This is a genomic window from Paracoccus sp. J56, assembly GCF_019633685.1.
GTDB classification, from domain to species: domain Bacteria; phylum Pseudomonadota; class Alphaproteobacteria; order Rhodobacterales; family Rhodobacteraceae; genus Paracoccus; species Paracoccus kondratievae.
This window is the reverse complement of sequence record NZ_JAFL01000029.1, coordinates 1-21,102: the sequence shown is the minus strand read 5'-3', so window position 1 is coordinate 21,102 and position 21,102 is coordinate 1. Positions and strand designations below refer to the sequence as shown.

The window sequence follows — 21,102 nt, the reverse complement described above, 5'->3', positions numbered from 1 at the left end:
GCAAAAGTGGGGGCAATCTAGCCCAGTTCGGCAAGAAAGATATAGCCTGCGCCATAGATGGTCTTGATCAGGCGGGGGTTCTTTGGGTCCTCGCCCAGCTTTGTGCGCAGGCGCGAGATACGCACATCCATCGCCCGGTCGAAACTTTCGCCTGCCGTGCCGCCCAGCGCCTCAAGCATCTGCGCGCGCGAGATCAGGCGGCGCGGATTGTCGAGAAACAGGCGCAGGACCTCGGCCTCGGCATGGCTGATCGGGGTTTCGGCCCCCTCGGGCGAGGTCAGCGTGTAGCGGTCGAAATCCGCCGACCAGCCGGCAAAGCGCAACTGCTGGCGACCCGGGCCGCTTTCGCGCTGGGGTTTGCGCAACCGGGCGCGGATGCGGGCCACGACCTCGGCCGGTTCAAAAGGTTTGATGATGTAATCATCGGCCCCCAGCTCCAGCCCGGTTACCCGGTCCTGTACCTGTGCCCGGCCTGAAATGATGATGATTGCCGTGCCGGATTCGCTGGCCAGCCGGTGCACCAGCGCCAGCCCGTCGCGGTCGGGCAGGCCAAGGTCGATCAGACAGGCATCGGGCTGGATGCGGCGCAAGGCGGCCTCGAACTCGGTCGCGCGGGAAAAGCCGACGGTGCGAAAGCCCGCCTCTTCCAGCGCCGAGGACAGCAGGCGGCGGATCTCGGGCTCATCGTCGAGAATGGCGATCAGAGGTGCGTCAGTCATCGGTCCTTGCCATGGCGACGGCCAGTTCGGTTTCGTCAAAGGGCTTGGTCAGGACCGGACAGTCAAGCCCTGACCTGCGCGGATCGCCCGGAGGCAGCGCTGTCATCAGCACCAGCGGCAGCCCGCGGCCACGCAGATCCGCCCCCGATCCATCGCCCAGTTGCAGGTCCGACAGGATCAGCGTCAGCCCCGGCAGATCGGTCAGGCCGCGTGCCTCGCCAAGCGAACCCGCCTCGATCACCGAATGGCCCTGCGTGGTCAGCATCTCGCGGATATGGGCGCGGATGGCATCGTCATCCTCGACCAGCAGCACAAGTTGCGGACGCGCAGCGCGCAACGGCAGGCGGATGATGACCTGCGCGCCGCCGCCCTCGGTATTAAGCAGCCGCAGTGTCCCGCCCGACAGCTTGATCTGGTCATAGACCATCGACAGGCCAAGCCCGGTGCCCTGACTGCCCTTGGTGGTGAAAAACGGTTCGGTCGCGCGGGCCAGCGCCTCGGGCGAGAAACCGGGGCCGCTGTCAGAAACGATGATTTCCAGCCACCTTCCGGCGGGGCGGATCTTGATCCCGATCCGGCCCTGTCCCTGCATGGCGTCACGCGCGTTCAGGATCAGGTTCAGCAGCGCATCCTGTAACGCGCCGGGATCAAGCATCACCCGCGCGGGCAGATCGCCGATATGCGTGTCCAGCGTCACGCCTGCGCCCAGCGTCGGCCGGGTCATGGCGGCCAGATCATTCAGCATCGAGCGCAGTTCGACCGGTTGCGGCTGATGCTCGCGCCGGCCGGTCAGCGCCGAGATACCGTCAAGCAACCGCACCCCGCGCCGGGCGGCGGCCAGCGTCGCCTGTACATCCTCGGCCTGTTCGGGTGGCAGGCTGGCGCGGGCAAGCCGTCCCTGCAGGCCAAGGATAATGGTCAGAAGATTGCCGAAATCATGCGCGAGCCCCGAGGTCATCTGGGCCGCCACAGCGCGTTTGGCGGCATGGGTCAGCGCCTCGCGCGCCTGAACCTCGGCGGTGACATCTGTCGAAAGGACATAGACACCGCGCCCGTTCTGGTCGGGCGTCAGCGCGATGCGGATACGCCGGCCCGAAGGCGGGTGCGTGATCTCGAACACCTGCGACTGGCCCGATACGGCGCGGTCAAGATGGGGTCTTAGCCGCACAAATGTCTCCGTCCCCAGAACATCTTCGCACCGTCGGCCGATGACCGAGGGATCGGTCCCCGGAAACACCAGCGATATCTGGTTGTTCGAAAATGTATAACGGAACTCACGATCCATATGGGCGATATGGGCCGGGACCATGGCGGTGACATGGCGGGTCCGCGCCTCGGATTCGGTCAGGATGCGCTTGGCCTCTTCCAGCGCGGCATTGGTTGCGGCCAGCGCCCGGTTTGCAGCAGAAAGCCGCTCGGCGTTTTCCAGCACCAGCTCGGACAGTTCGGCCGAACGGGCGCGCAACAGCGCCTCTTGCCGCTTGATATGGGTGATGTCGGTATAGACGGCGATCCAGCCGCCTTGGGACAAGGGTGCCCCCTCGACCGAAATCCAGCGGCCATCGGCGCGTCTGCGTTCCAGATAATGCGGCTGAAAGGTCAGGGCCTGATCGACACGTTCTCGGATCGCGGCCTCGGGGTCCTCTTGCGGGCCGTATTCGCCGCGATCGACCAGATAGCGGATGGTATCCTGAAAAGTCGCACCGGTGCGGGTCAGCTTATCCGGCAGGCCGAACATCTGCTGATAGGGCCGGTTGCAGACCGCCAGTCGCAGGTCCGCATCAAAGATCGAGATCGCCTGCTGGATCAGGTTCAGCCCCGATCTGGTCAGCTCGGCGTGCCGGTCGCTGGATGGCATGTCAGTCGCTGGCATTGCGCGGCACCTGTAACAATTCGTAGGATTCAGGAAAAACTGACGCAAGAATTGCCGCAATAAGCTGCAATAGCCAGAGGGAAGAGGAGCCCGGACGGCAAGGGGAGGAACCATGCAGAACGCTGAGGCGGCACAAGCCGGCTTGCAGTCGATTCCGGCGTTGCTGGCGCGCAATGCCGTGCGTTTCGGCGGCCGGCCCGCCTATCGGGAAAAGGAATTCGGGATCTGGCAAAGCTGGACCTGGGCCGAGGCTGCAACTGAAATCCGTGCTCTGGCGCTGGGTTTTCTGGTGCTGGGATTGAACCGGGGCGACCGTGTCGCCATCGTCGGCCGCAACCGGCCTGCCCATTACTGGGCCATGGTCGCGGCGCAGATGTGCGGCGCGGTACCGGTGCCGCTGTATCAGGACGCGGTCGCCGAAGAGATGGCCTATGTGCTGCACCATTGCGGCGCGCGCTTTGTCGTCTGCGGCGATCAGGAACAGGTGGACAAGGTACTGGAGGTGGGCGAGCGCGCCCCCTCGGTCGAGCATATCGTCTATACCGACAAGCGCGGGATGCGGAAATACGACCATTCCCACATGAATGCGCTGGCCGATGTGCAGGCCGAGGGTCGCGCCGCCGAGCAGCGGCTGGGTGCCGAACTGGACAGCCGCACCGCCGTGTTGGGCTATGACGACACCTGCGTCATGCTTTACACCTCGGGTACCACCGGCAAGCCCAAGGGCGTGGTGCTGTCCAACCGCAACATCATCGAAACGGCTAAGAACAGCGCGGCCTTTGATCATCTGACCGAGCGTGAAGAGGTGCTCGCCTATCTGCCCATGGCCTGGGTCGGCGATTTCATCTTTTCGGTCGGCCAGGCTTATTGGGCGGGCTTTACGGTGAACTGTCCCGAAAGCGCGCATACCATGATGACCGACATGCGCGAGATCGGGCCGACTTATTTCTTTGCTCCGCCCCGGGTCTTTGAGGGTCAGCTGACCAGTGTGATGATCCGCATGGAGGACGCGGGTCGTTTGAAGCGCTGGCTGTTTCGGCACTTTATGGCTGTTGCCCGCCGTGTTGGTCCGGCTTTGCTTGACGGCAAGCCGGTCGGGCTGCTGGACCGGCTGCATCATGCGCTGGGCAATGTGCTGATCTATGGCCCGCTCAAGAATACGCTGGGCTATTCCCGCATTCGTGTCGGCTATACCGCGGGCGAGGCGATCGGCCCCGAGATCTTTGATTTTTACCGCAGTCTCGGGATCAACCTGAAGCAGCTTTACGGCCAGACCGAAGCTTCGGTCTTTATCACCCAGCAGCCTGACGGGCAGGTGCGTTCGGATACGGTTGGCGTGCCTTCGCCGGGGGTCGAGCTGCGTATCGCCCCCAGTGGCGAGGTCTTTTATCGCTCACCCGGGGTATTCGTCGAATATTACAACAACCCGGAAAGCACCGCCTCGACCAAGGACGCCGAGGGGTGGGTGGCGACGGGCGATGCCGGGTTCTTTGAGGAAGGCAGCGGGCACCTGCGCATCATCGACCGCGCCAAGGATGTGGGCCGCATGGCCGACGGGCGGATGTTTGCGCCCAAATATGTCGAGAACAAGCTGAAGTTCTATCCCAACATCCTTGAGGCGGTGGTCTTTGGCGCTGGCCGCGACATGTGCACGGCCTTTATCAACATCGACCTGACGGCGGTCGGCAACTGGGCCGAGCGCAATAATATCGCCTATGCCAGCTATCAAGAGCTGGCCGGCCATCCGCAGGTCTATGCAACGATCAAAGAGCATGTCGAGGCGGTCAATGACTCGGTCGCCCGTGACCCGATGCTTTCGGGCTGTCAGATCAGCCGGTTTCTGGTGCTGCACAAAGAGCTTGATCCCGACGATGGCGAGATGACCCGCACCCGCAAGGTCCGCCGCAACATCATCGCCGAGAAATACGCCGATCTGATTGATGCGCTTTATGACGGGCGCGACACGGTCAGCACCCGGACCGAAGTGACCTATGAGGACGGCCGCAAGGGTGAGATCCGCGCGACGCTGAAGATCGAGAGCGCGCGGACCTTCCCGACCGCCCAATCGCAGAAGGTGGCTGCCGAATGACCGAAGAACTTACCCCCGACGGCCGCCGCATCGGCGATGTGCTGATGGATCTGAAAAACATCACCCTGCGCTTTGGCGGCGTGACGGCGATCAAGGACATCAGCTTCAACATCCGCGAGGGCGAGATCCGCGCCATCATCGGCCCGAACGGTGCGGGCAAGTCCTCGATGCTGAACGTGATTTCCGGATTTTACGTCCCGCAAGAGGGTGAGATCCGGTTTCGCGGTGAGCGGCGCGGCCCGATGAGACCCTATGAGGTGGCGCGGCTGGGCATTGCCCGCACCTTTCAGAATATTGCGTTGTTCGATGGCATGTCCGTTCTGGACAATATCATGACCGGGCGCCTGAACATGATGAAGGCGCCGATCTGGAGCCAGGCCCTGTGGTGGGGTCGCGCCGAGCGCGAAGAGGTCGAAAACCGTGAGCAGGTCGAGAAGATCATCGACTTTCTGGAAATCCAGAACATCCGCAAGACGCCGGTGGGCCGGCTGCCATATGGTCTGAAAAAGCGGGTCGAACTGGCGCGGGCGCTGGCGGCCGAGCCAAAGATCCTGCTGCTTGATGAGCCGATGGCGGGCATGAATGTCGAAGAGAAAGAGGACATGTGCCGCTTTATCCTCGATGTGAATGACGAATTCGGCACCACCATCGCTCTTATCGAACACGACATGGGTGTGGTCATGGATCTGAGCGACCGGGTGGTGGTGATGGATTACGGGCGTAAGATCGGTGACGGCACCCCTGACGAGGTGCGCAACAATCCCGAGGTGATCAGCGCCTATCTGGGCGTGGCGCACGAGTAAGGGGGCGGCGATGGAATTTCTCTATGCAAGCGAAATCCTGCTGAACGGCCTGATGGCCGGGGTGATGTATTCGCTGGTCGCCCTGGGATTCGTGCTGATCTACAAGGCTTCTGGCGTCTTTAACTATGCCCAGGGGGTGCTGGCGCTTTTCGCCGCCATGACGCTGGTTGGCATCATGGAGGGCAGGGTGCCCTTTGCCCATCTTTTGGGCGCGGTCTTTGGGATTCATGTGTCCAGCTTTGGCTGGACCGTGCCGGGGGCCGTGGCGATCCTTCTGACCGCGCTGGTCATGGTCGGCGTTGCCATCGCCATCGAAAAGCTGGTGCTGAAACATCTGGTCGGGCAAGAGCCGATCATCCTGTTCATGGCAACGATCGGTCTCGCATGGTTCCTGGAGGGGCTTGGGGACGTAATGTGGGGCGCGGACGTCAAAGTGCTGGACGTCGGCCTGCCGCAGGGCATTTCCGAAACTGTCGAGACGCTGACCAACGACTGGCTGGGCTATGGTTTCTTTATAGACCGCCTTGATATCTGGGCGGCGATGATCGCGGCGGTTCTGGTCGCGGCGCTGGTCGGGTTTTCACAATATACCAAACAGGGCAGGGCGATGCGCGCCGTCGCCGACGACCATCAGGCGGCGCTGTCCGTCGGCATCAGCCTGCAATTCATCTGGATCATGGTCTGGTCGATTGCCGGTTTCGTCGCCCTTGTCGCGGGTATCATGTGGGGCACGAAATCGGGGGTGCAGTTTTCGCTGTCGCTGATCGCGCTCAAGGCGCTGCCGGTGCTGATGCTGGGCGGGTTCACCTCGATCCCCGGGGCCATTGTCGGCGGGCTGATCATCGGTATGGGCGAAAAGCTGTTTGAATATTTCATTGGCCCGATGGTCGGCGGCGCGACCGAGAACTGGTTCGCCTATGTGCTGGCGCTGATCTTTCTGGTCTTTCGGCCGCAGGGCCTGTTTGGCGAGCGCATCATCGAGCGGGTCTGAACATGAAAACTTTCTATGCCTCCGGCGGGGATATTTGGGCACGAAAGAAGGGCGCGGGCCTGTCCTTCGTGAGCCACCGCCCGGCGGGATTGCGGGGGCGCATGGCCCCTGCTGGCAAGGCGTGACGCTGGGAGGAACGGATGCTTTACCGTGAGGCGGGTGATTTCAAGACGAGCTATCGTGACGATGGCCAGACCTTTCCGATCCGGCTGGACCGCTGGGGCTATTACGCGATCCTGGCGGTGGCCTTTCTGGTCGTGCCGCTGGTCATCGACAGCTATTGGGCCAATGCGGTTCTGGTGCCTTTCCTGATCTATGCCATCGCCGCCATCGGGCTGAACATCCTGACCGGTTATGCCGGGCAGGTCAGTCTGGGCACCGGCGGCTTCATGGCTGTGGGTGCCTATGCCGTCTACAAGCTGATGATTGCCCTGCCAGCGGTGCCGATCATCATCCATATTCTGCTGGCCGGGGCGATTACCGCCGTGGTCGGGGTGCTGTTCGGTCTGCCGAGCCTGCGGATCAAGGGCTTTTATCTGGCGGTGGCGACATTGGCGGCACAGTTCTTTCTGGTCTGGTTGTTCAACAAGGTGCCGTGGTTTTACAACTATTCGGCCTCGGGCCAGATCAACGCACCCGAGCGCACCATTCTTGGCTGGGCGGTGACCGGGCCTGCGACTACGGCTTCGGCTAAGTATCTGATCTGTCTTGTATTCGCTGTCGTGCTGGCCTGGGTGGCCCGGAACCTGACCCGGGGCAGTGTCGGGCGCAAATGGATGGCGATCCGCGACATGGATATCGCAGCCGAGATCATCGGGGTTAACCCACTGACCGCCAAGCTGTCGGCCTTTGCCGTATCAAGCTTTTTTGTCGGCATCGCAGGGGCGCTGCTTTTTGCGGTCTATCTGGGTGCGGCTGAAGCGACCGAGGCCTTTGGCATCAACAAGAGCTTTCTGGTCCTGTTCATGATCATCATCGGCGGGCTTGGCAGTATCTTTGGCAGCTTTGCCGGCGCGGCCTTTCTGGTCCTGCTGCCGGTCTTTCTTAAGAACCTGCTGGTTGTGCAGCTGGGCTGGCCAACCGACCTCGCCGCCCATCTTGAGCTGATGATTGTTGGCGCGCTGATCGTGTTCTTTCTGATCGTTGAGCCGCATGGCCTGGCCCGGCTGTGGCAGCTGGCAAAAGAGAAGCTGCGGCTGTGGCCGTTCCCGCATTAACGACCGGACAACCGGCGAAACACACCCTTGGGGAGGAGACCAAGATGAAACTGAAGCTTGCAACTGTCGCGCTGGGGGCCCTTATGGCGGCGGCGCCGGCCATGGCCGATCTGGTGGTGCCGAACCTCAGCTATCGGACCGGACCTTATGGTGCGAACGGCACGCAATATGCCGATGGGTTCAACGACTATTTTACCCTGCTGAACGAGCGTGACGGCGGCATCGGCGGCGAAAAGGTCCAGACCCCCGAATGCGAGACCGCCTATAACACCGAAGAAGGCGTCGAATGTTACGAGGCGACCAAAGGTTCTGGTGCGCTGGTCTATAACCCGCTGTCGACTGGTATCACCTATCAGCTGATCCCCAAGGTCTCGGCGGACAAGATTCCGCTTTACACCCCGGGTTACGGCCGGACCTCGGCCAAGAACGGCAAGGTGTTCGAATGGGTCTTTAACGCTCCTGCGAACTATTGGGACGGGGCGAGCGTGGCGGTGAAATACCTGCTAGACCAGAACGGCGGCAGCCTGGAAGGCAAAAAGATCGCGCTGATCTATCACAACTCGGCCTATGGCAAAGAGCCGATCCGCACCCTGCAAGAACTGTCCAGGAAACATGGCTTCAGCCTGACCGAGCTGCCTGTCGACCCGCCCGGGCAGGAACAGAAAAGCCAGTGGTTGCAGATCCGCCGTGACAAGCCCGATTACGTGCTGATGTGGGGTTGGGGCGTGATGAACCAGACTGCCATTCAGGAGGCTGCCAACATCCGCTTCCCGATGGAGAACTTTATCGGGATCTGGTGGTCGGGCTCTGAGGTGGACGTCAAGCCGGTGGGCGCAAGCGCCAACGGCTACAAGGCGCTGACCTTCCACGGTGTCGGCACCGGCTACCCGATCTATGAGGACATGAAGAAGTTCGTCATCGAACCGGGTAAGGCTTCGCAAGGCGGGCAATTCGTCGGTTCGGTGCTTTATTCGCGTGGCATGTATGCCGCCGTCGTCATCGCCGAGGCGATCCGCAAGGCGCAAGAGCTGTCGGGCACATCGAATATCACCGCAGCTCAGCTGCGTGATGGTTTCGAGGCGCTGGAGATCACGCCCGAGCGGCTGTCCGAACTGGGCCTGCCCGACTTTGGCCCCGAGATCCGCATGACCTGCGACAACCATGGCGGCAGCGGGATGGCGCGGCTGCAGCAATGGGACGCCTCGGCAGGCAAGTGGACGCTGATTTCGGACTTTACCCAGCCCGATCAGGAGGTTCTGGACCCGCTTATCCTTGAGGATAGCGAGGCCTATGCCAAGGAAGCCGGTATTTCGCCGCGCTGCTGACCTATTGCCCCGGCGGTCCGCCGCCGGGGCCACTCACCCGCCTTGAGGGAGAACCCCATGTTCGACGCCGCACCTGACCGCGAAACCCTGCTGGAGGTCAACAATATCGAGGTGATCTACAATCACGTCATTCTGGTGCTCAAGGGCGTCAGCCTGTCGGTGCCCAAGGGCGGCATCACTGCGCTTTTGGGCGGCAATGGCGCGGGCAAGACGACGACGCTGAAGGCGATCTCGAACCTTCTGCATTCGGAACGGGGCGAGGTCACCAAAGGCACGATCAGCTACCGCGGCGAGCGGGTACAGGAGCTTGATCCCGCCGCACTGGTCAAGAAGGGCGTGATTCAGGTGATGGAGGGCCGCCATTGCTTTGAGCACCTGACGATCGAAGAAAACCTGCTCACCGGCGCCTATACCCGCACGGATGGCCGGGCCGAGATCGCCCGTGATCTTGAGATGGTCTATTCCTATTTCCCACGTCTCAAAGAGCGTCGCAAAAGCCAGGCCGGCTATACGTCCGGGGGCGAGCAGCAGATGTGCGCCATGGGCCGCGCGCTTATGTCACGACCCGAGACGATCTTGCTTGATGAACCCTCGATGGGTCTTGCGCCGCAGCTGGTCGAGCAGATCTTTGAGATCGTCAAGGCCGTGAACGAAGGGGAGGGCGTGACCTTCCTGCTGGCCGAGCAAAACACCAATGTCGCGCTGCGCTATGCCCATTACGGCTATATCCTTGAAAGCGGCCGCGTGGTGATGGACGGGCCGGCGGATGCGCTGCGCGAGAACCCCGACGTCAAGGAATTCTATCTCGGCATGTCCGATCAGGGCCGCAAGAGCTTTCGCGACGTGCGATCCTATCGCCGGCGCAAACGCTGGCTGGCCTGAGCGCAGAAAGGCATCCCCATGACATTCTATGATGAACTGGAAACCCGCAGCGCCGAGGCGCGGGCATCCTGGCTGGCGGCTGAACTGCCCGCTGCGTTGATGCGCGCCCGGCAAGCCCCGGCGCTGGCCGAGATCCTTGCCGATGTCGGGCCCGGCCAGATCACCAGCCGCGAGGCGCTGGCCAGCCTGCCTGTGATCCGTAAATCCGCCCTTTCCGAGGCGCAGCAAAAGACGCCACCGTTTGGCGGCTTCACCACCCGTCCGGCCCATGACTTTGAGAATATCTTCCAAAGTCCCGGCCCGATCTACGAACCAGGCCGCCGCGATGGCGACTGGTGGCGGCTGGGTCGCTTTCTGCATGCGGCGGGCGTTGGTCCGGGCGATATCCTGCACAATTGCTTTGGCTATCATCTGACGCCGGCGGGAATGATGTTTGAAAGCGCTGCGCGCGCGGTCGGGGCCGCGACCCTGCCTGCCGGCACCGGTCAGACCGAACTGCAGATCCGCGCCGCTGTCGATATCGGCACCACGGTTTACGCCGGGACGCCCGACTATCTTAAGGTGATGCTGGACAAGGCCGATCAGATGGGTGAGCGCCTGCGCTTTACCAGGGCCGTTGTCTCGGGTGGGGCGCTGTTTCCAAGTCTGCGCCAGGCTTACGCTGATCGCGGCATCGCTACGGCGCAATGCTATGCCACCGCCGATCTGGGGCTGATCGCCTATGAATCCCCGGCGATGGAGGGGCTGATCGTCGATGAACGCGTGATCGTCGAAATCGTCCGTCCCGGCACCGGTGATCCCGTGCCAGAGGGCGAGGTGGGCGAGGTCGTCGTGACTACGCTCAACCCCGATTATCCGCTGGTGCGCTTTGCGACGGGCGATCTCTCGGCGGTTCTGCCGGGGGAAAGCCCCTGCGGCCGCACCAATATGCGTATCAAGGGCTGGATGGGCCGGGCCGACCAGACGACCAAGATCAAGGGCATGTTTGTCCGCCCCGAACAGGTCGCGGCGCTGGTCGCCCGCCATCCCGAAATCTCGCGCGCCCGCGTGGTCGCAGACCGTAGCGGGGATATGGATGTCATGACCGTTCTGCTGGAAACCCCGGCCGAAGACGCCGCGCAATACGAGGGCACTGTGCTCGACACGCTGAAGCTTCGCGGTCGGGTCGAGCTGGTGGCACCGGGTTCGCTGCCAAACGACGGCAAGGTGATCGAGGATCGCCGCAGCTACGACTAAGGCACAGCCGCCAGCGGGCTGCGGCTCTGGAAGCCGGGCTGCCATGGTGCTATCGGGATCGCGCATTTCGCGCGCGATCCGCTTGACCCTCCGGTAAAAGGAGCATCCATGCAGTTTCCGCTACTCACTGCCATCTTTGTCACGCTGGCCGGGGTCTGCATTGCCGTGCAGGCCCCGATCAATGCCGCCCTTGGGCGTGAGGTACAAAGCCCGCTTGCTGCCGCGGCGATCTCCTTTGGTATCGGCTTTGTCCTGCTGACGCTCGGAACCCTCGCCATGGGACAGGGCCGCGCCTTCCTGCGCGCAGTCTCCGCAGATTGGTGGATGTGGACAGGCGGCGTGCTTGGTGCCTTTTACGTCTGGACCATGGTCTGGAGCCTGCCGCACCTCGGCACGCTTACCGCGCTTTGCGCCCTGGCGCTTGGCCAGATCATCGCGGCCATCCTGCTTGACCGGATCGGGGCCTTTGGCCTGCCGGTGCGCGACCTGTCTATCCCACGCCTTCTTGCGGCCCTGATGGTCGGCGGCGGGCTCATTCTCTCGCGCTTCTGATTTTCTTTCGTGTTCAAATATCCACGGGGTGTGGGGCAGTCAGCCCCACATGACAGGGTTTCCCGCGCATACGGAAAACGCCCGTGGCGCAGGGCCGACGGGCGTTCACGAATCGGATGATTCGCCGGTTCTCAGCCTTGACGGGCTTTGAAGCGCGGGTTGGTCTTGTTGATGATATAGATACGGCCCTTGCGGCGCACGATCTGGCAATCACGGTGACGGCTCTTCAGCGAGCGGAGCGAATTGCGAACCTTCATCGGTCTTCTCCTATCGCGGCGCATCGCTAGGTCGCGCCTTGGAAACGAAATACCCCCGGTTAAGCCCCGGGGGCGTGAATTGAATGGTGGGCGGTACTGGGATCGAACCAGTGGCCACTACGATGTCAACGTAGTGCTCTACCGCTGAGCTAACCGCCCCCCGAACAGGTGATTCTTTCAGCTTTCGCTGTCATATCGCCTTGGTCCGCGTGTCTATAGCTACCTCGCGTGCGGCTTTCAAGCCCTCAATCGACAGCTATTGGCGCTTCTCATTCATGGTTTATAAACATTTCTGTCTGTCACCCAGAACTGGCGCCGGACGCGCCGCCGGGAAACGCCAGAAATGAAAAGTGCTGAGCCGACCTTCGATCTGATGCTGCCGCAGCGGTGGCTGGGTGGGGTGATCTTTGCCTCGCCGCATTCGGGCCGGGCCTATCCTGACTGGTTTCTGGCCGAATCACGGCTGGACCCGCAGCAGCTGCGCTCGTCCGAGGATGCTTTCGTCGATCGCCTGATCGCGCCTGCGCTTGACCATGGTGCGGCGGTACTGACGGCACGGGTGCCGCGCTGCGTTGTCGATCTGAACCGTGGCCCCGAGGAAATCGACCCGCTCGTCGTTTCGGGCGGGGCGCCCGGGATGATGAACCCGCGGATCATGGCCGGGCTGGGGGTGATTCCCCGTGTCGTCTCGCAAGGAAGGGCGATTCACGACCGCCCGATTCCCCGCGAAGAGGCCGATCAGCGAATCGCCCGGTTGTGGCGTCCCTATCATCAGGCGCTTTCTGCCCTGATCCAGGAGGCGGTGTCGCGCTTTGGCGGTGCTGTTCTGATCGACATGCATTCGATGCCGCGCGATGCGCTGACGCATCTGCCCCGTCCGCGTCCCGACATGGTGCTGGGTGATCGTAACGGTGTTTCGGCTGCGCCCCGCATCAGCGCCGGGGTGGCCGAGGCGGTGGCGGCCGAAGGTTTCCACCTGCGGCGCAATTCTCCCTTTTCGGGGGCCTATATCACCCAGACCTATGGCCGCCCGCGCGAGAATGTGCATGTGGTGCAGCTAGAGCTTGACCGCTCGCTGTACATGGATGAACACCGGATTGAGCCGCGCGCCGATTTCGACCAGTTTCGGGCTCGCTTTGCCCGCGTCATCGCGCGGCTGGCGCGTCTGCGCCCTGATGAATGCGATTCGGCCTTTGCGGCTGAATGATAACGAAAGGACCTCCTCATGCCGCCTGAAATCGCCGAACTGATCAGCCGGAACCTCGCCCTGATCATTCTGGCTGTGGTGATCCTCTTTGCGGTCCGCAGCGCTGTCCGAATCGTTCCGCAATCTGAAAAATACGTGGTCGAACGCTTTGGCCGGCTGCATTCGGTGCTGGGGCCGGGGATCAACTTCATTGTGCCCTTCCTTGATCGGGTCGCGCACCGGATCTCGATCCTCGAACGTCAGCTTCCGACTGCGCGTCAGGATGCGATCACCGCTGACAACGTGCTGGTGCAGGTCGAGACGAGCGTCTTTTACCGCATCATCGAGCCGGAAAAGGCCGTCTATCGCATCCGCGACGTGGACGCGGCGATCAGCACCACTGTTGCGGGGATCGTGCGCTCGGAAATCGGCACGATGGAACTGGATCAGGTCCAGTCGAACCGCGCCCAGCTGATCGAGCGGATCCGCGAGGCGCTGGCCAATATCGTCGATGACTGGGGCATCGAGGTGACGCGGGCCGAGATCCTGGACGTCAATCTGGACGAGGCGACGCGGGCCGCGATGCTGCAACAGCTTAATGCCGAGCGCGCCCGCCGCGCTCAGGTCACCGAGGCCGAAGGCCGCCGCCGCGCGGTCGAGCTGGCCGCCGATGGTGAGCTTTACGCTGCCGAGCAGCAGGCCAAGGCCAAGCGCATGCTTGCCGATGCCGATGCCTATGCCACCGCCGCTATCGCCACTGCGATCCGCGAAGGCGGGCTTGAAGCCGCGCAATATCAGGTCGCGATGCGTCAGGTCGATGTCCTGGCCGAGGTCGGCAAGGGGCAGGGCCGTCAGACCGTGATCGTGCCGGCCTCGGCGGTCGAGGCGCTTGGCGACGCGTTCCGCATGTTCCGCAGCGCGAAATAAGGGGACAGCCGATGGTTTGGTCGAACGGTTGGTTGTGGATCATCGTCGCGCTGGTTTTCGCGGCGCTTGAGCTGGCATTGCCGGGCTGGTTCTTTCTGGGGCTTGCCGCCGCGGTTCTGCTGATGGGTCTGGCCCTGCTTTCCGGTCTCTGGGGCGGCGGGCTGCCACTGGCGCTTGTCGTCACGGCGATCCTGACAGGGGTGATCTGGTTGGTGCTGCGGCGCATTTTCGGCACCAGCCGAAGCGAGGTGCGGATCTGGACCCGCGACATCAACGACAACTAGATTTCGTCGGTGCCAAGCTGGTGCTTACCCATGGCGGGCACCTGCTGACATGTCTGCGCGATGATTACGACTGGATCCCGTTTCCGGCGCATTGGGATCTGCCCGGTGGCGGGGCCGAGCCGGGCGAATCGCCCATCGAATGCGCCCTGCGCGAATTGCATGAGGAATTCGGGCTGCGGATCGACCCCGGGCGGCTGACGGCGCGGGTTTTCGATTCGTCCGCGTCTGTGGGCCGGTATTCGTGGCTGTTTCACGGCTTGATCAGCAAGGATGAGATCGCGGCGATCCGTTTCGGCGATGAGGGGCAAGAGTGGCGGATGATGCCGGTTGCCGAATTCGTCGCCCATCCGCGCGCGGTGCCGCATTTCCGGGATCGGGTACGGCTTGTTCTTGCCGGGACGGGATGCGGGATTTGAAAATCGTCGGCCTGGGTGCATGATCGCCGCATCGACAGCAAGGAGGCACGCATGTCCCGGATGCAGCTTTACCGCCGCAACGGCTGGGGATCGGCGCTGATCGAGGCGCAGCTTGCCCATTACGGGCTTGAGGCTGAAAGCATCGAGATCGCAGACCTGTTTCTGGACGCCACCGCCCGGCGAGAACTGATGCGGATCAGCCCCGCAGGGCAGATTCCGGTGCTGATCCTGCCTGATGGCCGGGTGATGTCGGAAAGCGCGGCGATCACTCTCTATCTCGCCGAGATGACCGGACGCGACGATCTGGTACCCGAGCCGACCGCAACCGAGCGGCCCCGTTTCCTGCGCTGGCTGATCTTTCTGGTGGCGCAGGTCTATCCCTGTTTTACCTTTGGCGATGATCCGTCCCGCTTTCTAAGCGACCCCACCGCGCAAAAAGAGCTGGGCGAGGCGACCAGCGAGCGGTTGAAAGAGCTGTGGACTGCCGTCGAGGGCGCGGTCAGAAGACCTCATTTCCTTGGCGAGCGGTTCTCGGCTCTGGATATCTATCTGGCGGTGATGACCAACTGGAAACCCGGTCCCGAGTGGTTTCAGCAGCATACGCCCAAAATCTGGTCGATCGCGCGTGCAACTGCGGCGCGCGAGGATCTTGCCCCGGTCTTTCAGCGCAATTTCGGCTGATCAGATCCCGGCCAGTTCGGCCTGAATGGCCTGTGCTGCGGTGCGCGGGTCCTCGGCCTGCCAGATCGGCCGGCCGACGACGATGTGATCGGCGCCGCTGGCGATGGCGGTGGCGGGGGTCTCGATCCGCTTCTGGTCACCGGTTGCGCTGCCTGCCGGGCGCACCCCGGGGGTGACGATCAGCCGGCCCCGTGCTTCGGGCAGGGCGCGGATCAGTGCCGCCTCGCGCGGGCTGGCGATGACGCCGTCGGCCCCGGCCTCAAAGGCTCGGGCGGCGCGGGTGGTCACGATTTCGGCCAGATCGCCGGGCACGATCAGTCCGGCGTCAAGGTCGGCCCGGTCAAGCGAGGTCAGGATCGTCACGGCAAGGATCCTCAGCCCCGAACTGCCCGCGCCCTGCTTGGCCGCGCGCACCACATGCGGGTCGCCGTGAACGGTCAGGAAATCCAGATCATATTGGGCAATGCCCCTGACCGCTGCCTCGACCGTGGCGCCGATGTCAAAGAACTTCATGTCAAGGAAGATGCGCTTGCCATGTTCCTGCTTCAGCTCATTGGCAAGGGCAAGTCCGCCCCCGGTCAGCATGCCAAGGCCGATCTTGTAAAAGCTGGCGGCGTCGCCGATCTTCTGGGCCAGTTCCAGCCCGGCAAGCGCATTCGGCACGTCCAGCGCCACGATCAGACGGTCGTCCATGGATCCCCTCAGCCTGCGACAAACGACCCGCTTATAGGCCCATGCCTGCCGACTTGAAAGCCTGTTTGTCCCTGCCCATTTCTGAGGCAGGACCCGAGCCGGATCGTGCCAATGCGGGCGATCCAACGCGGGGGCTGAAGAAAGGAACTTCATATGGATATGGAAAAATTCACGGAACGGTCGCGTGGTTTCCTGCAGGCGGCGCAGACCATCGCCATCCGCGAGGATAACCAGCGCGTCATGCCAGAGCACCTGCTCAAGGCGATGATGGATGACGAGCAGGGCTTTGCCAGCAACCTGATCGCGCGCGCCGGGGGTGATGCCCAGGCAGTCCGTCAGGCCGTGGATCAGGCGGTTGCCAAACAGCCCAAAATCAGCGGCGGGCAGGGCCAGGTCTATGTTGATACCTCGCTGGTGCGCGTGCTGGATGAGGCCGAGAATCTGGCGAAAAAGGCCGGCGACAGCTTTGTTCCGGCCGAGCGGGTGCTGACCGCGCTTGCCGTCGTCAACACCAATGCCCGTGATGCTTTGACGGCTGGCAAGGTCACTGCGCAGGCGCTGAACGCCGCGATCAATGAGATCCGCAAGGGTCGCACCGCTGACAGCGCCGGTGCCGAGGACAGTTATGAGGCCTTGTCGAAATACGCCCGCAATCTGACCGAGGCGGCTGCCGAGGGCAAGATCGACCCGATTATCGGTCGCGACGAGGAAATCCGCCGCGCCATGCAGGTGCTGAGCCGTCGTACCAAGAACAACCCGGTGCTGATCGGTGAGCCCGGCGTCGGCAAGACGGCCATCGCCGAGGGTCTGGCCCTGCGCATCGTCAACGGCGATGTGCCGGAATCGCTGCGCAACAAGCAGCTTTGGGCGCTGGACATGGGCGCTTTGATCGCCGGGGCGAAATATCGCGGCGAGTTCGAAGAGCGTCTGAAATCCGTCCTGAAAGAGATCGAGACCGCCGCCGGCGAGATTATCCTTTTCATCGACGAGCTGCATGTGCTGGTCGGTGCTGGCAAGACCGACGGTGCGATGGATGCTGCGAACCTGATCAAGCCCGCTTTGGCGCGGGGTGAGCTGCATTGCGTCGGCGCAACGACGCTGGACGAATATCGCAAGTATATCGAAAAGGACGCGGCCCTGGCCCGTCGTTTCCAGCCTGTTCTGGTGCAAGAGCCGACGGTTGAGGACACGATCAGCATCCTGCGCGGCATCAAAGAGAAATATGAGCTGCATCACGGCGTGCGCATCAGCGACGCGGCGTTGGTGGCGGCTGCGACCCTGTCGCATCGCTATATCACCGACCGTTTCCTGCCCGATAAGGCCATTGACCTTGTGGACGAGGCGGCCAGCCGCCTGCGCATGGAGGTCGACAGCAAACCCGAAGAGCTGGATCAGCTGGACCGTCAGATCCTGCAATTGCAGATCGAGGCCGAGGCCCTGAAGAAAGAGGACGACGCCGCCTCCAGGGACCGGCTGGAAAAGCTGGAGCGCCAGCTGTCCGATCTGCAAGAGAAATCGGCCGGTCTGACCGCCCGCTGGCAGGCCGAGCGCGCCAAGCTTGAGGGCTCGCGCACGCTTAAAGAGCAGCTTGACCGCGCCCGCGCAGAGCTGGATCAGGCCAAGCGCGAGGGCAACCTGGCCCGCGCGGGTGAGCTGAGCTATGGCATTATCCCCTCGCTTGAACGTCAGCTTGCCGATGCTGAAAGCAATGAGGACGGGCTGATGGTCGAGGAAACCGTCCGCCCCGAGCAGATCGCCGAGGTGGTCGAGCGCTGGACCGGCATCCCCACCAGCAAGATGCTGGAAGGTGAGCGTGACAAGCTGCTGAAGATGGAAGAGGTGCTTGGCAAGCGCGTCATCGGCCAGACCGAGGCGGTGGGCGCGGTTGCAAATGCCGTGCGGCGTGCGCGTGCGGGGCTGAACGATCCCAAACGGCCGCTTGGCAGCTTTCTCTTTCTTGGTCCGACCGGGGTTGGCAAGACCGAGCTGACCAAGGCGATCGCCGAATATCTGTTCGATGATGACAGCGCCATGGTCCGCATCGACATGTCCGAGTTCATGGAGAAACACTCGGTTGCCCGCCTGATCGGCGCGCCTCCGGGCTATGTCGGCTATGATGAGGGGGGCGTGTTGACCGAGGCGGTGCGGCGCCGGCCCTATCAGGTGATCCTGTTCGACGAAGTCGAAAAGGCGCATCCGGACGTGTTCAACGTGCTGTTGCAGGTTCTGGACGATGGTCAGCTGACCGACGGGCAGGGCCGGACGGTGGACTTCAAGCAGACGCTGATCGTCCTGACTTCGAACCTTGGGGCGCAGGCGCTCTCGACCCTGCCCGAAGGGGCCGATTCCAGCCAGGCACGTGCGCAGGTCATGGATGCGGTTCGCGCGCATTTCCGGCCCGAGTTCCTGAACCGCCTGGACGAGATCATCATCTTCCACCGCCTGACGCGCGACAACATGGACGCCATTGTCGGGCTGCAACTTGCCCAGCTGGAAGGCCGTCTGGCCCAGCACAAGATCATGCTGGATCTGGACGAGGCTGCGCGGAAATGGCTGGCTGACGAAGGTTATGACCCGGTCTTTGGGGCCCGGCCGCTGAAACGGGTGTTGCAGCGCAGCCTGCAGAACCCCCTGGCCGAAATGATCCTCGCCGGAGAGGTTCTGGACGGCCAGACCGTCCATGTCACTGCCGGACCCGAAGGGCTGGTCGTTGGCAACCGCGTGGCCCAGTCCAGTCTGGACGAGGGCGGACCCCGGGTGCCGTTGCATTAAGCGGATGGGGGCGGGTGCTGAGGCATCCGCCCCTTTCTTGATCTTCTTCACATTGGCATCGGGTCCAATCACGCGAAGTTTCATCGTCCTAACCGCTTCTGGGTGAGATGATGCGTGCAGGAGGGACCGGTATGAAGCTGACATGGTCGGATGTAACGCCCGAGGCGGCCTACCTCAGCCGCAGGGCCTTTATTGCGGCAGGCATTGCAGCGGTGGCGACACCGGCGCTGGGGCTGGGCGGAAAGCCCTCGGCCTTTTCTACCGACGAAAAGCCGAACAGCCTGCAAGAGATCACGAATTACAACAACTTCTACGAATTCGGGACCGGCAAGACCGATCCCGCGCAGAACTCCGGCAGCCTGAAGACCTCTCCGTGGTCGGTCCAGATCGACGGGCTGGTCGATCGCCCCGGTTCTTATGGTGTCGAGGCTCTGGTGCCCGAGGCCGCGCTGGAAGAGCGCATCTACCGACTGCGCTGCGTCGAGGCGTGGTCCATGGTCATTCCCTGGCTTGGCGTGCCGCTTTCCGGGGTGCTCGACAAGGCGGGCGTGCAGTCCGGCGCGAAATTCGTCGCATTCGAGACGCTGCACGATCCTGAGCAGATGCCCGGGCAGCGCAGCAGAATCATCGACTGGCCCTATCGCGAGGGGTTGCGGCTGGACGAAGCCATGCACCCCCTGACCATTCTTGCGACCGGGCTGTACGGTCGGGTGCTGCCCAACCAGAACGGGGCACCGATCCGGCTGGTGGTGCCGTGGAAATACGGATTCAAGTCGATCAAATCGATTGTCCGCATCACCTTGACCGACAAGCAGCCCCCGACAAGCTGGCAGATGCTGCAACCCAGCGAGTACGGTTTTTATGCCAATGTGAACCCGCAGGTGGACCATCCGCGCTGGTCGCAGGCCACGGAAAGACGCATCGGCAGCGGACTGTTCGGAGGCCGGCAGGACACGCTGATGTTCAACGGCTATGGCGAACAGGTGGCCGGGCTCTACACGGGCATGGATCTGGCAAAGAACTACTGATGGTGCAGCATCTCAACGGCTGGCTGCGGCGGCTTCCGGTTTGGGCGGTCTGGCTTTTGGGGCTGATTCCGCTGGCGTTGCTTGTCTGGGATACGCTGCAGGGAAATCTGGGTGTCGATCCGGTGCGCGATATCGAGCATCGGCTGGGCCGCACCGCCATCTATTTTCTGCTTGCGACCCTGGCGGTGACGCCACTTTTGCGACTGACGAGGCTGAACCTGATGCGGTTTCGTCAGGCGCTGGGGCTGATCTGTTTTACCTATGCGCTTTGCCATCTCGCAGCATGGGTGGTGTTTGATATGGCTTTCCTGTGGGCGCAGATGCTCAAGGATGTCGCCAAGCGGCCCTATCTGATCTTTGGGATGCTCGCCTTTGTCATGCTGCTGGCGCTGGCCGTGACCTCGAACCGTGCCTCGATCCGGCGCATGCGCGCGCGATGGAGGCAGCTGCACCGGCTGATCTATCCCGCGGCGATTCTGGGCGCGCTGCACTGGCTCTGGGCGCTCAAGGTCTGGGAATCGCGCCCGGTCGTGGTTTTCTGCGGGATTTTGCTGCTTCTGCTGCTGCGCCTGCGTCTGATTACAGCGGCTGTCCGTCGCTGAAGTTTATTTTTTGAAATTTCCCCTATATTTTTCAGTTAGTTATTCAGATTTTCTATTTTTGTGTCAAAATTGGTCTTGCGGGTTTTTTTTGTGGGGTCTAGATAGCCGCTCACCGAGACGACGGAACGGTCTGACCGGGACGGAACGCGGAGCTGAGAGGCTCGGTTCTGGGGAAAATCAGGAAATGAACGACCGGATGGGCGTCGCTGATAGTGGCGCATCTTCCGTGATTTTGTTTCCTCTGCTTTTTGACATTATTGGATATCTGAAGGGATATGCGGGCGGTCTGGTCGTTCAGTCGACGGATGACTTGCATATCGGCCTGGTAGGGGATTTCCCCGATGATCCAGGTGTCAGCTTCACTGTTTGTCGGTTCACGCGAGTGAATAGACAGGCAGAGATGATCCTTCCTTTACTGGAAGGACAGATGTGCAAGGTCTTTCTGTCAGGGATACGCGCTTTTTGCGCGTTTCAACTTGAGAGTTTGATCCTGGCTCAGAACGAACGCTGGCGGCAGGCCTAACACATGCAAGTCGAGCGAGGACTTCGGTCCTAGCGGCGGACGGGTG

General features: G+C 62.4%; 20 protein-coding genes, 1 tRNA gene and 1 rRNA gene. 17 read left to right on the top strand and 5 right to left on the bottom strand.

Annotated elements, in window-relative coordinates; translation table 11 throughout:
* Positions 1 to 17 precede the first annotated feature (17 nt).
* Both M511_RS16250 and M511_RS16245 read right to left on the bottom strand, forming a co-directional pair.
* A complete protein-coding gene (locus tag M511_RS16250; RefSeq protein WP_010392200.1) occupies positions 18 to 719 on the bottom strand; it encodes a response regulator transcription factor in 702 nt (233 codons plus the stop codon).
* Positions 712 to 2,592 carry a PAS-domain containing protein gene (locus M511_RS16245; protein WP_139824615.1) on the bottom strand — a complete coding sequence of 627 codons (1,881 nt, stop codon included), beginning with the start codon at positions 2,590 to 2,592 and terminating at the stop codon, positions 712 to 714. The genes M511_RS16250 and M511_RS16245 overlap by 8 nt, the downstream gene beginning before the upstream one ends.
* Positions 2,593 to 2,704: 112 nt before the next feature.
* Here M511_RS16245 and M511_RS16240 point away from each other — a divergent pair, with 112 nt between their 5' ends.
* The 8 genes from M511_RS16240 to M511_RS16205 all read left to right on the top strand — a co-directional run bounded on the left by M511_RS16240 (position 2,705) and on the right by M511_RS16205 (position 11,687).
* The gene (locus M511_RS16240; protein ID WP_010392203.1) at positions 2,705 to 4,681 is read left to right on the top strand and encodes an AMP-binding protein; all 1,977 of its coding nucleotides are present in this window, start codon (positions 2,705 to 2,707) and stop codon (positions 4,679 to 4,681) included.
* The gene (locus tag M511_RS16235; protein ID WP_010392205.1) at positions 4,678 to 5,484 is read left to right on the top strand and encodes an ABC transporter ATP-binding protein; all 807 of its coding nucleotides are present in this window, start codon (positions 4,678 to 4,680) and stop codon (positions 5,482 to 5,484) included. Before M511_RS16240 ends, M511_RS16235 begins: the two co-directional genes overlap by 4 nt.
* 10 nt (positions 5,485 to 5,494) lie before the next feature.
* Entirely contained in the window at positions 5,495 to 6,475 is a 981-nt protein-coding gene (locus M511_RS16230; protein WP_010392207.1) for a branched-chain amino acid ABC transporter permease, read from the top strand.
* 140 nt (positions 6,476 to 6,615) lie between these two features.
* Positions 6,616 to 7,692: a branched-chain amino acid ABC transporter permease gene (locus M511_RS16225; RefSeq protein ID WP_010392209.1), complete on the top strand. Its 1,077-nt coding sequence runs from the start codon at positions 6,616 to 6,618 to the stop codon at positions 7,690 to 7,692.
* Between the two features lie 44 nt (positions 7,693 to 7,736).
* On the top strand, positions 7,737 to 9,017 hold the full coding sequence (locus M511_RS16220) for an ABC transporter substrate-binding protein (protein WP_010392211.1): 1,281 nt from the start codon (positions 7,737 to 7,739) through the stop codon (positions 9,015 to 9,017).
* Positions 9,018 to 9,074: 57 nt separating this feature from the next.
* Entirely contained in the window at positions 9,075 to 9,899 is an 825-nt protein-coding gene (locus M511_RS16215) for an ABC transporter ATP-binding protein (protein WP_010392213.1), read from the top strand.
* Positions 9,900 to 9,917: 18 nt separating this feature from the next.
* Complete coding sequence (locus M511_RS16210) at positions 9,918 to 11,135, top strand: phenylacetate--CoA ligase family protein (protein WP_085502748.1); 1,218 nt, start codon at positions 9,918 to 9,920, stop codon at positions 11,133 to 11,135.
* Between the two features lie 108 nt (positions 11,136 to 11,243).
* The gene (locus M511_RS16205; protein WP_085502747.1) at positions 11,244 to 11,687 is read left to right on the top strand and encodes a DMT family transporter; all 444 of its coding nucleotides are present in this window, start codon (positions 11,244 to 11,246) and stop codon (positions 11,685 to 11,687) included.
* Between the two features lie 131 nt (positions 11,688 to 11,818).
* Here the strand turns inward: M511_RS16205 and ykgO are convergent, their stop codons facing one another.
* A complete protein-coding gene (gene ykgO, locus M511_RS16200) occupies positions 11,819 to 11,944 on the bottom strand; it encodes a type B 50S ribosomal protein L36 (protein WP_010392221.1) in 126 nt (41 codons plus the stop codon).
* Between the two features lie 84 nt (positions 11,945 to 12,028).
* Positions 12,029 to 12,103 (bottom strand) — tRNA-Val (locus tag M511_RS16195).
* Positions 12,104 to 12,287: 184 nt separating this feature from the next.
* Here M511_RS16195 and M511_RS16190 point away from each other — a divergent pair.
* Genes M511_RS16190 through M511_RS16170 form a run of 5 tightly spaced genes read left to right on the top strand, consistent with a single transcriptional unit; the run spans position 12,288 to position 15,438 of the window.
* Entirely contained in the window at positions 12,288 to 13,151 is an 864-nt protein-coding gene (locus tag M511_RS16190; protein ID WP_085502746.1) for an N-formylglutamate amidohydrolase, read from the top strand.
* Positions 13,152 to 13,169: 18 nt separating this feature from the next.
* Complete coding sequence (locus M511_RS16185) at positions 13,170 to 14,057, top strand: SPFH domain-containing protein (RefSeq protein ID WP_010392225.1); 888 nt, start codon at positions 13,170 to 13,172, stop codon at positions 14,055 to 14,057.
* A gap of 11 nt (positions 14,058 to 14,068) precedes the next feature.
* Positions 14,069 to 14,341: an NfeD family protein gene (locus M511_RS16180; RefSeq protein WP_010392227.1), complete on the top strand. Its 273-nt coding sequence runs from the start codon at positions 14,069 to 14,071 to the stop codon at positions 14,339 to 14,341.
* A 20-nt stretch (positions 14,342 to 14,361) separates the two neighbouring features.
* Positions 14,362 to 14,757 carry an NUDIX hydrolase gene (locus tag M511_RS16175; RefSeq protein ID WP_085502745.1) on the top strand — a complete coding sequence of 132 codons (396 nt, stop codon included), beginning with the start codon at positions 14,362 to 14,364 and terminating at the stop codon, positions 14,755 to 14,757.
* A gap of 51 nt (positions 14,758 to 14,808) precedes the next feature.
* On the top strand, positions 14,809 to 15,438 hold the full coding sequence (locus M511_RS16170) for a glutathione S-transferase family protein (protein ID WP_029371251.1): 630 nt from the start codon (positions 14,809 to 14,811) through the stop codon (positions 15,436 to 15,438).
* Here M511_RS16170 and pyrF read toward each other — a convergent pair whose 3' ends face one another.
* On the bottom strand, positions 15,439 to 16,131 hold the full coding sequence (gene pyrF / locus M511_RS16165; protein WP_176224570.1) for an orotidine-5'-phosphate decarboxylase: 693 nt from the start codon (positions 16,129 to 16,131) through the stop codon (positions 15,439 to 15,441).
* A gap of 153 nt (positions 16,132 to 16,284) precedes the next feature.
* Here pyrF and clpB point away from each other — a divergent pair, with 153 nt between their 5' ends.
* From clpB to M511_RS16145, 4 genes are all read left to right on the top strand, one after another.
* Positions 16,285 to 18,903 (top strand): ATP-dependent chaperone ClpB, encoded by a 2,619-nt coding sequence (clpB, locus tag M511_RS16160; RefSeq protein WP_085502743.1) that lies wholly within the window; start codon positions 16,285 to 16,287, stop codon positions 18,901 to 18,903.
* A 131-nt stretch (positions 18,904 to 19,034) separates the two neighbouring features.
* Positions 19,035 to 19,931, top strand: a complete 897-nt coding sequence (gene msrP, locus M511_RS16155) for a protein-methionine-sulfoxide reductase catalytic subunit MsrP (RefSeq protein ID WP_085502742.1) — start codon at positions 19,035 to 19,037, stop codon at positions 19,929 to 19,931.
* On the top strand, positions 19,931 to 20,533 hold the full coding sequence (locus M511_RS16150; protein WP_085502741.1) for a protein-methionine-sulfoxide reductase heme-binding subunit MsrQ: 603 nt from the start codon (positions 19,931 to 19,933) through the stop codon (positions 20,531 to 20,533). The genes msrP and M511_RS16150 overlap by 1 nt, the downstream gene beginning before the upstream one ends.
* 472 nt (positions 20,534 to 21,005) lie before the next feature.
* A 16S ribosomal RNA gene (locus tag M511_RS16145) occupies positions 21,006 to 21,102 on the top strand; the annotation flags it as partial.

Excerpts from the sequence above, each read along its gene's own strand:
- M511_RS16250 (WP_010392200.1), bottom strand. The coding sequence starts at position 719 with ATGACTGACGCACCTCTGATCGCCATTCTCGACGATGAGCCCGAGATC.
- M511_RS16245 (WP_139824615.1), bottom strand. The coding sequence starts at position 2,592 with ATGCCAGCGACTGACATGCCATCCAGCGACCGGCACGCCGAGCTGACC.
- M511_RS16240 (WP_010392203.1), top strand. The coding sequence starts at position 2,705 with ATGCAGAACGCTGAGGCGGCACAAGCCGGCTTGCAGTCGATTCCGGCG.
- M511_RS16235 (WP_010392205.1), top strand. The coding sequence starts at position 4,678 with ATGACCGAAGAACTTACCCCCGACGGCCGCCGCATCGGCGATGTGCTG.
- M511_RS16230 (WP_010392207.1), top strand. The coding sequence starts at position 5,495 with ATGGAATTTCTCTATGCAAGCGAAATCCTGCTGAACGGCCTGATGGCC.
- M511_RS16225 (WP_010392209.1), top strand. The coding sequence starts at position 6,616 with ATGCTTTACCGTGAGGCGGGTGATTTCAAGACGAGCTATCGTGACGAT.
- M511_RS16220 (WP_010392211.1), top strand. The coding sequence starts at position 7,737 with ATGAAACTGAAGCTTGCAACTGTCGCGCTGGGGGCCCTTATGGCGGCG.
- M511_RS16215 (WP_010392213.1), top strand. The coding sequence starts at position 9,075 with ATGTTCGACGCCGCACCTGACCGCGAAACCCTGCTGGAGGTCAACAAT.
- M511_RS16210 (WP_085502748.1), top strand. The coding sequence starts at position 9,918 with ATGACATTCTATGATGAACTGGAAACCCGCAGCGCCGAGGCGCGGGCA.
- M511_RS16205 (WP_085502747.1), top strand. The coding sequence starts at position 11,244 with ATGCAGTTTCCGCTACTCACTGCCATCTTTGTCACGCTGGCCGGGGTC.
- ykgO (WP_010392221.1), bottom strand. The coding sequence starts at position 11,944 with ATGAAGGTTCGCAATTCGCTCCGCTCGCTGAAGAGCCGTCACCGTGAT.
- M511_RS16190 (WP_085502746.1), top strand. The coding sequence starts at position 12,288 with ATGAAAAGTGCTGAGCCGACCTTCGATCTGATGCTGCCGCAGCGGTGG.
- M511_RS16185 (WP_010392225.1), top strand. The coding sequence starts at position 13,170 with ATGCCGCCTGAAATCGCCGAACTGATCAGCCGGAACCTCGCCCTGATC.
- M511_RS16180 (WP_010392227.1), top strand. The coding sequence starts at position 14,069 with ATGGTTTGGTCGAACGGTTGGTTGTGGATCATCGTCGCGCTGGTTTTC.
- M511_RS16170 (WP_029371251.1), top strand. The coding sequence starts at position 14,809 with ATGTCCCGGATGCAGCTTTACCGCCGCAACGGCTGGGGATCGGCGCTG.
- pyrF (WP_176224570.1), bottom strand. The coding sequence starts at position 16,131 with ATGGACGACCGTCTGATCGTGGCGCTGGACGTGCCGAATGCGCTTGCC.
- clpB (WP_085502743.1), top strand. The coding sequence starts at position 16,285 with ATGGATATGGAAAAATTCACGGAACGGTCGCGTGGTTTCCTGCAGGCG.
- msrP (WP_085502742.1), top strand. The coding sequence starts at position 19,035 with ATGAAGCTGACATGGTCGGATGTAACGCCCGAGGCGGCCTACCTCAGC.
- M511_RS16150 (WP_085502741.1), top strand. The coding sequence starts at position 19,931 with ATGGTGCAGCATCTCAACGGCTGGCTGCGGCGGCTTCCGGTTTGGGCG.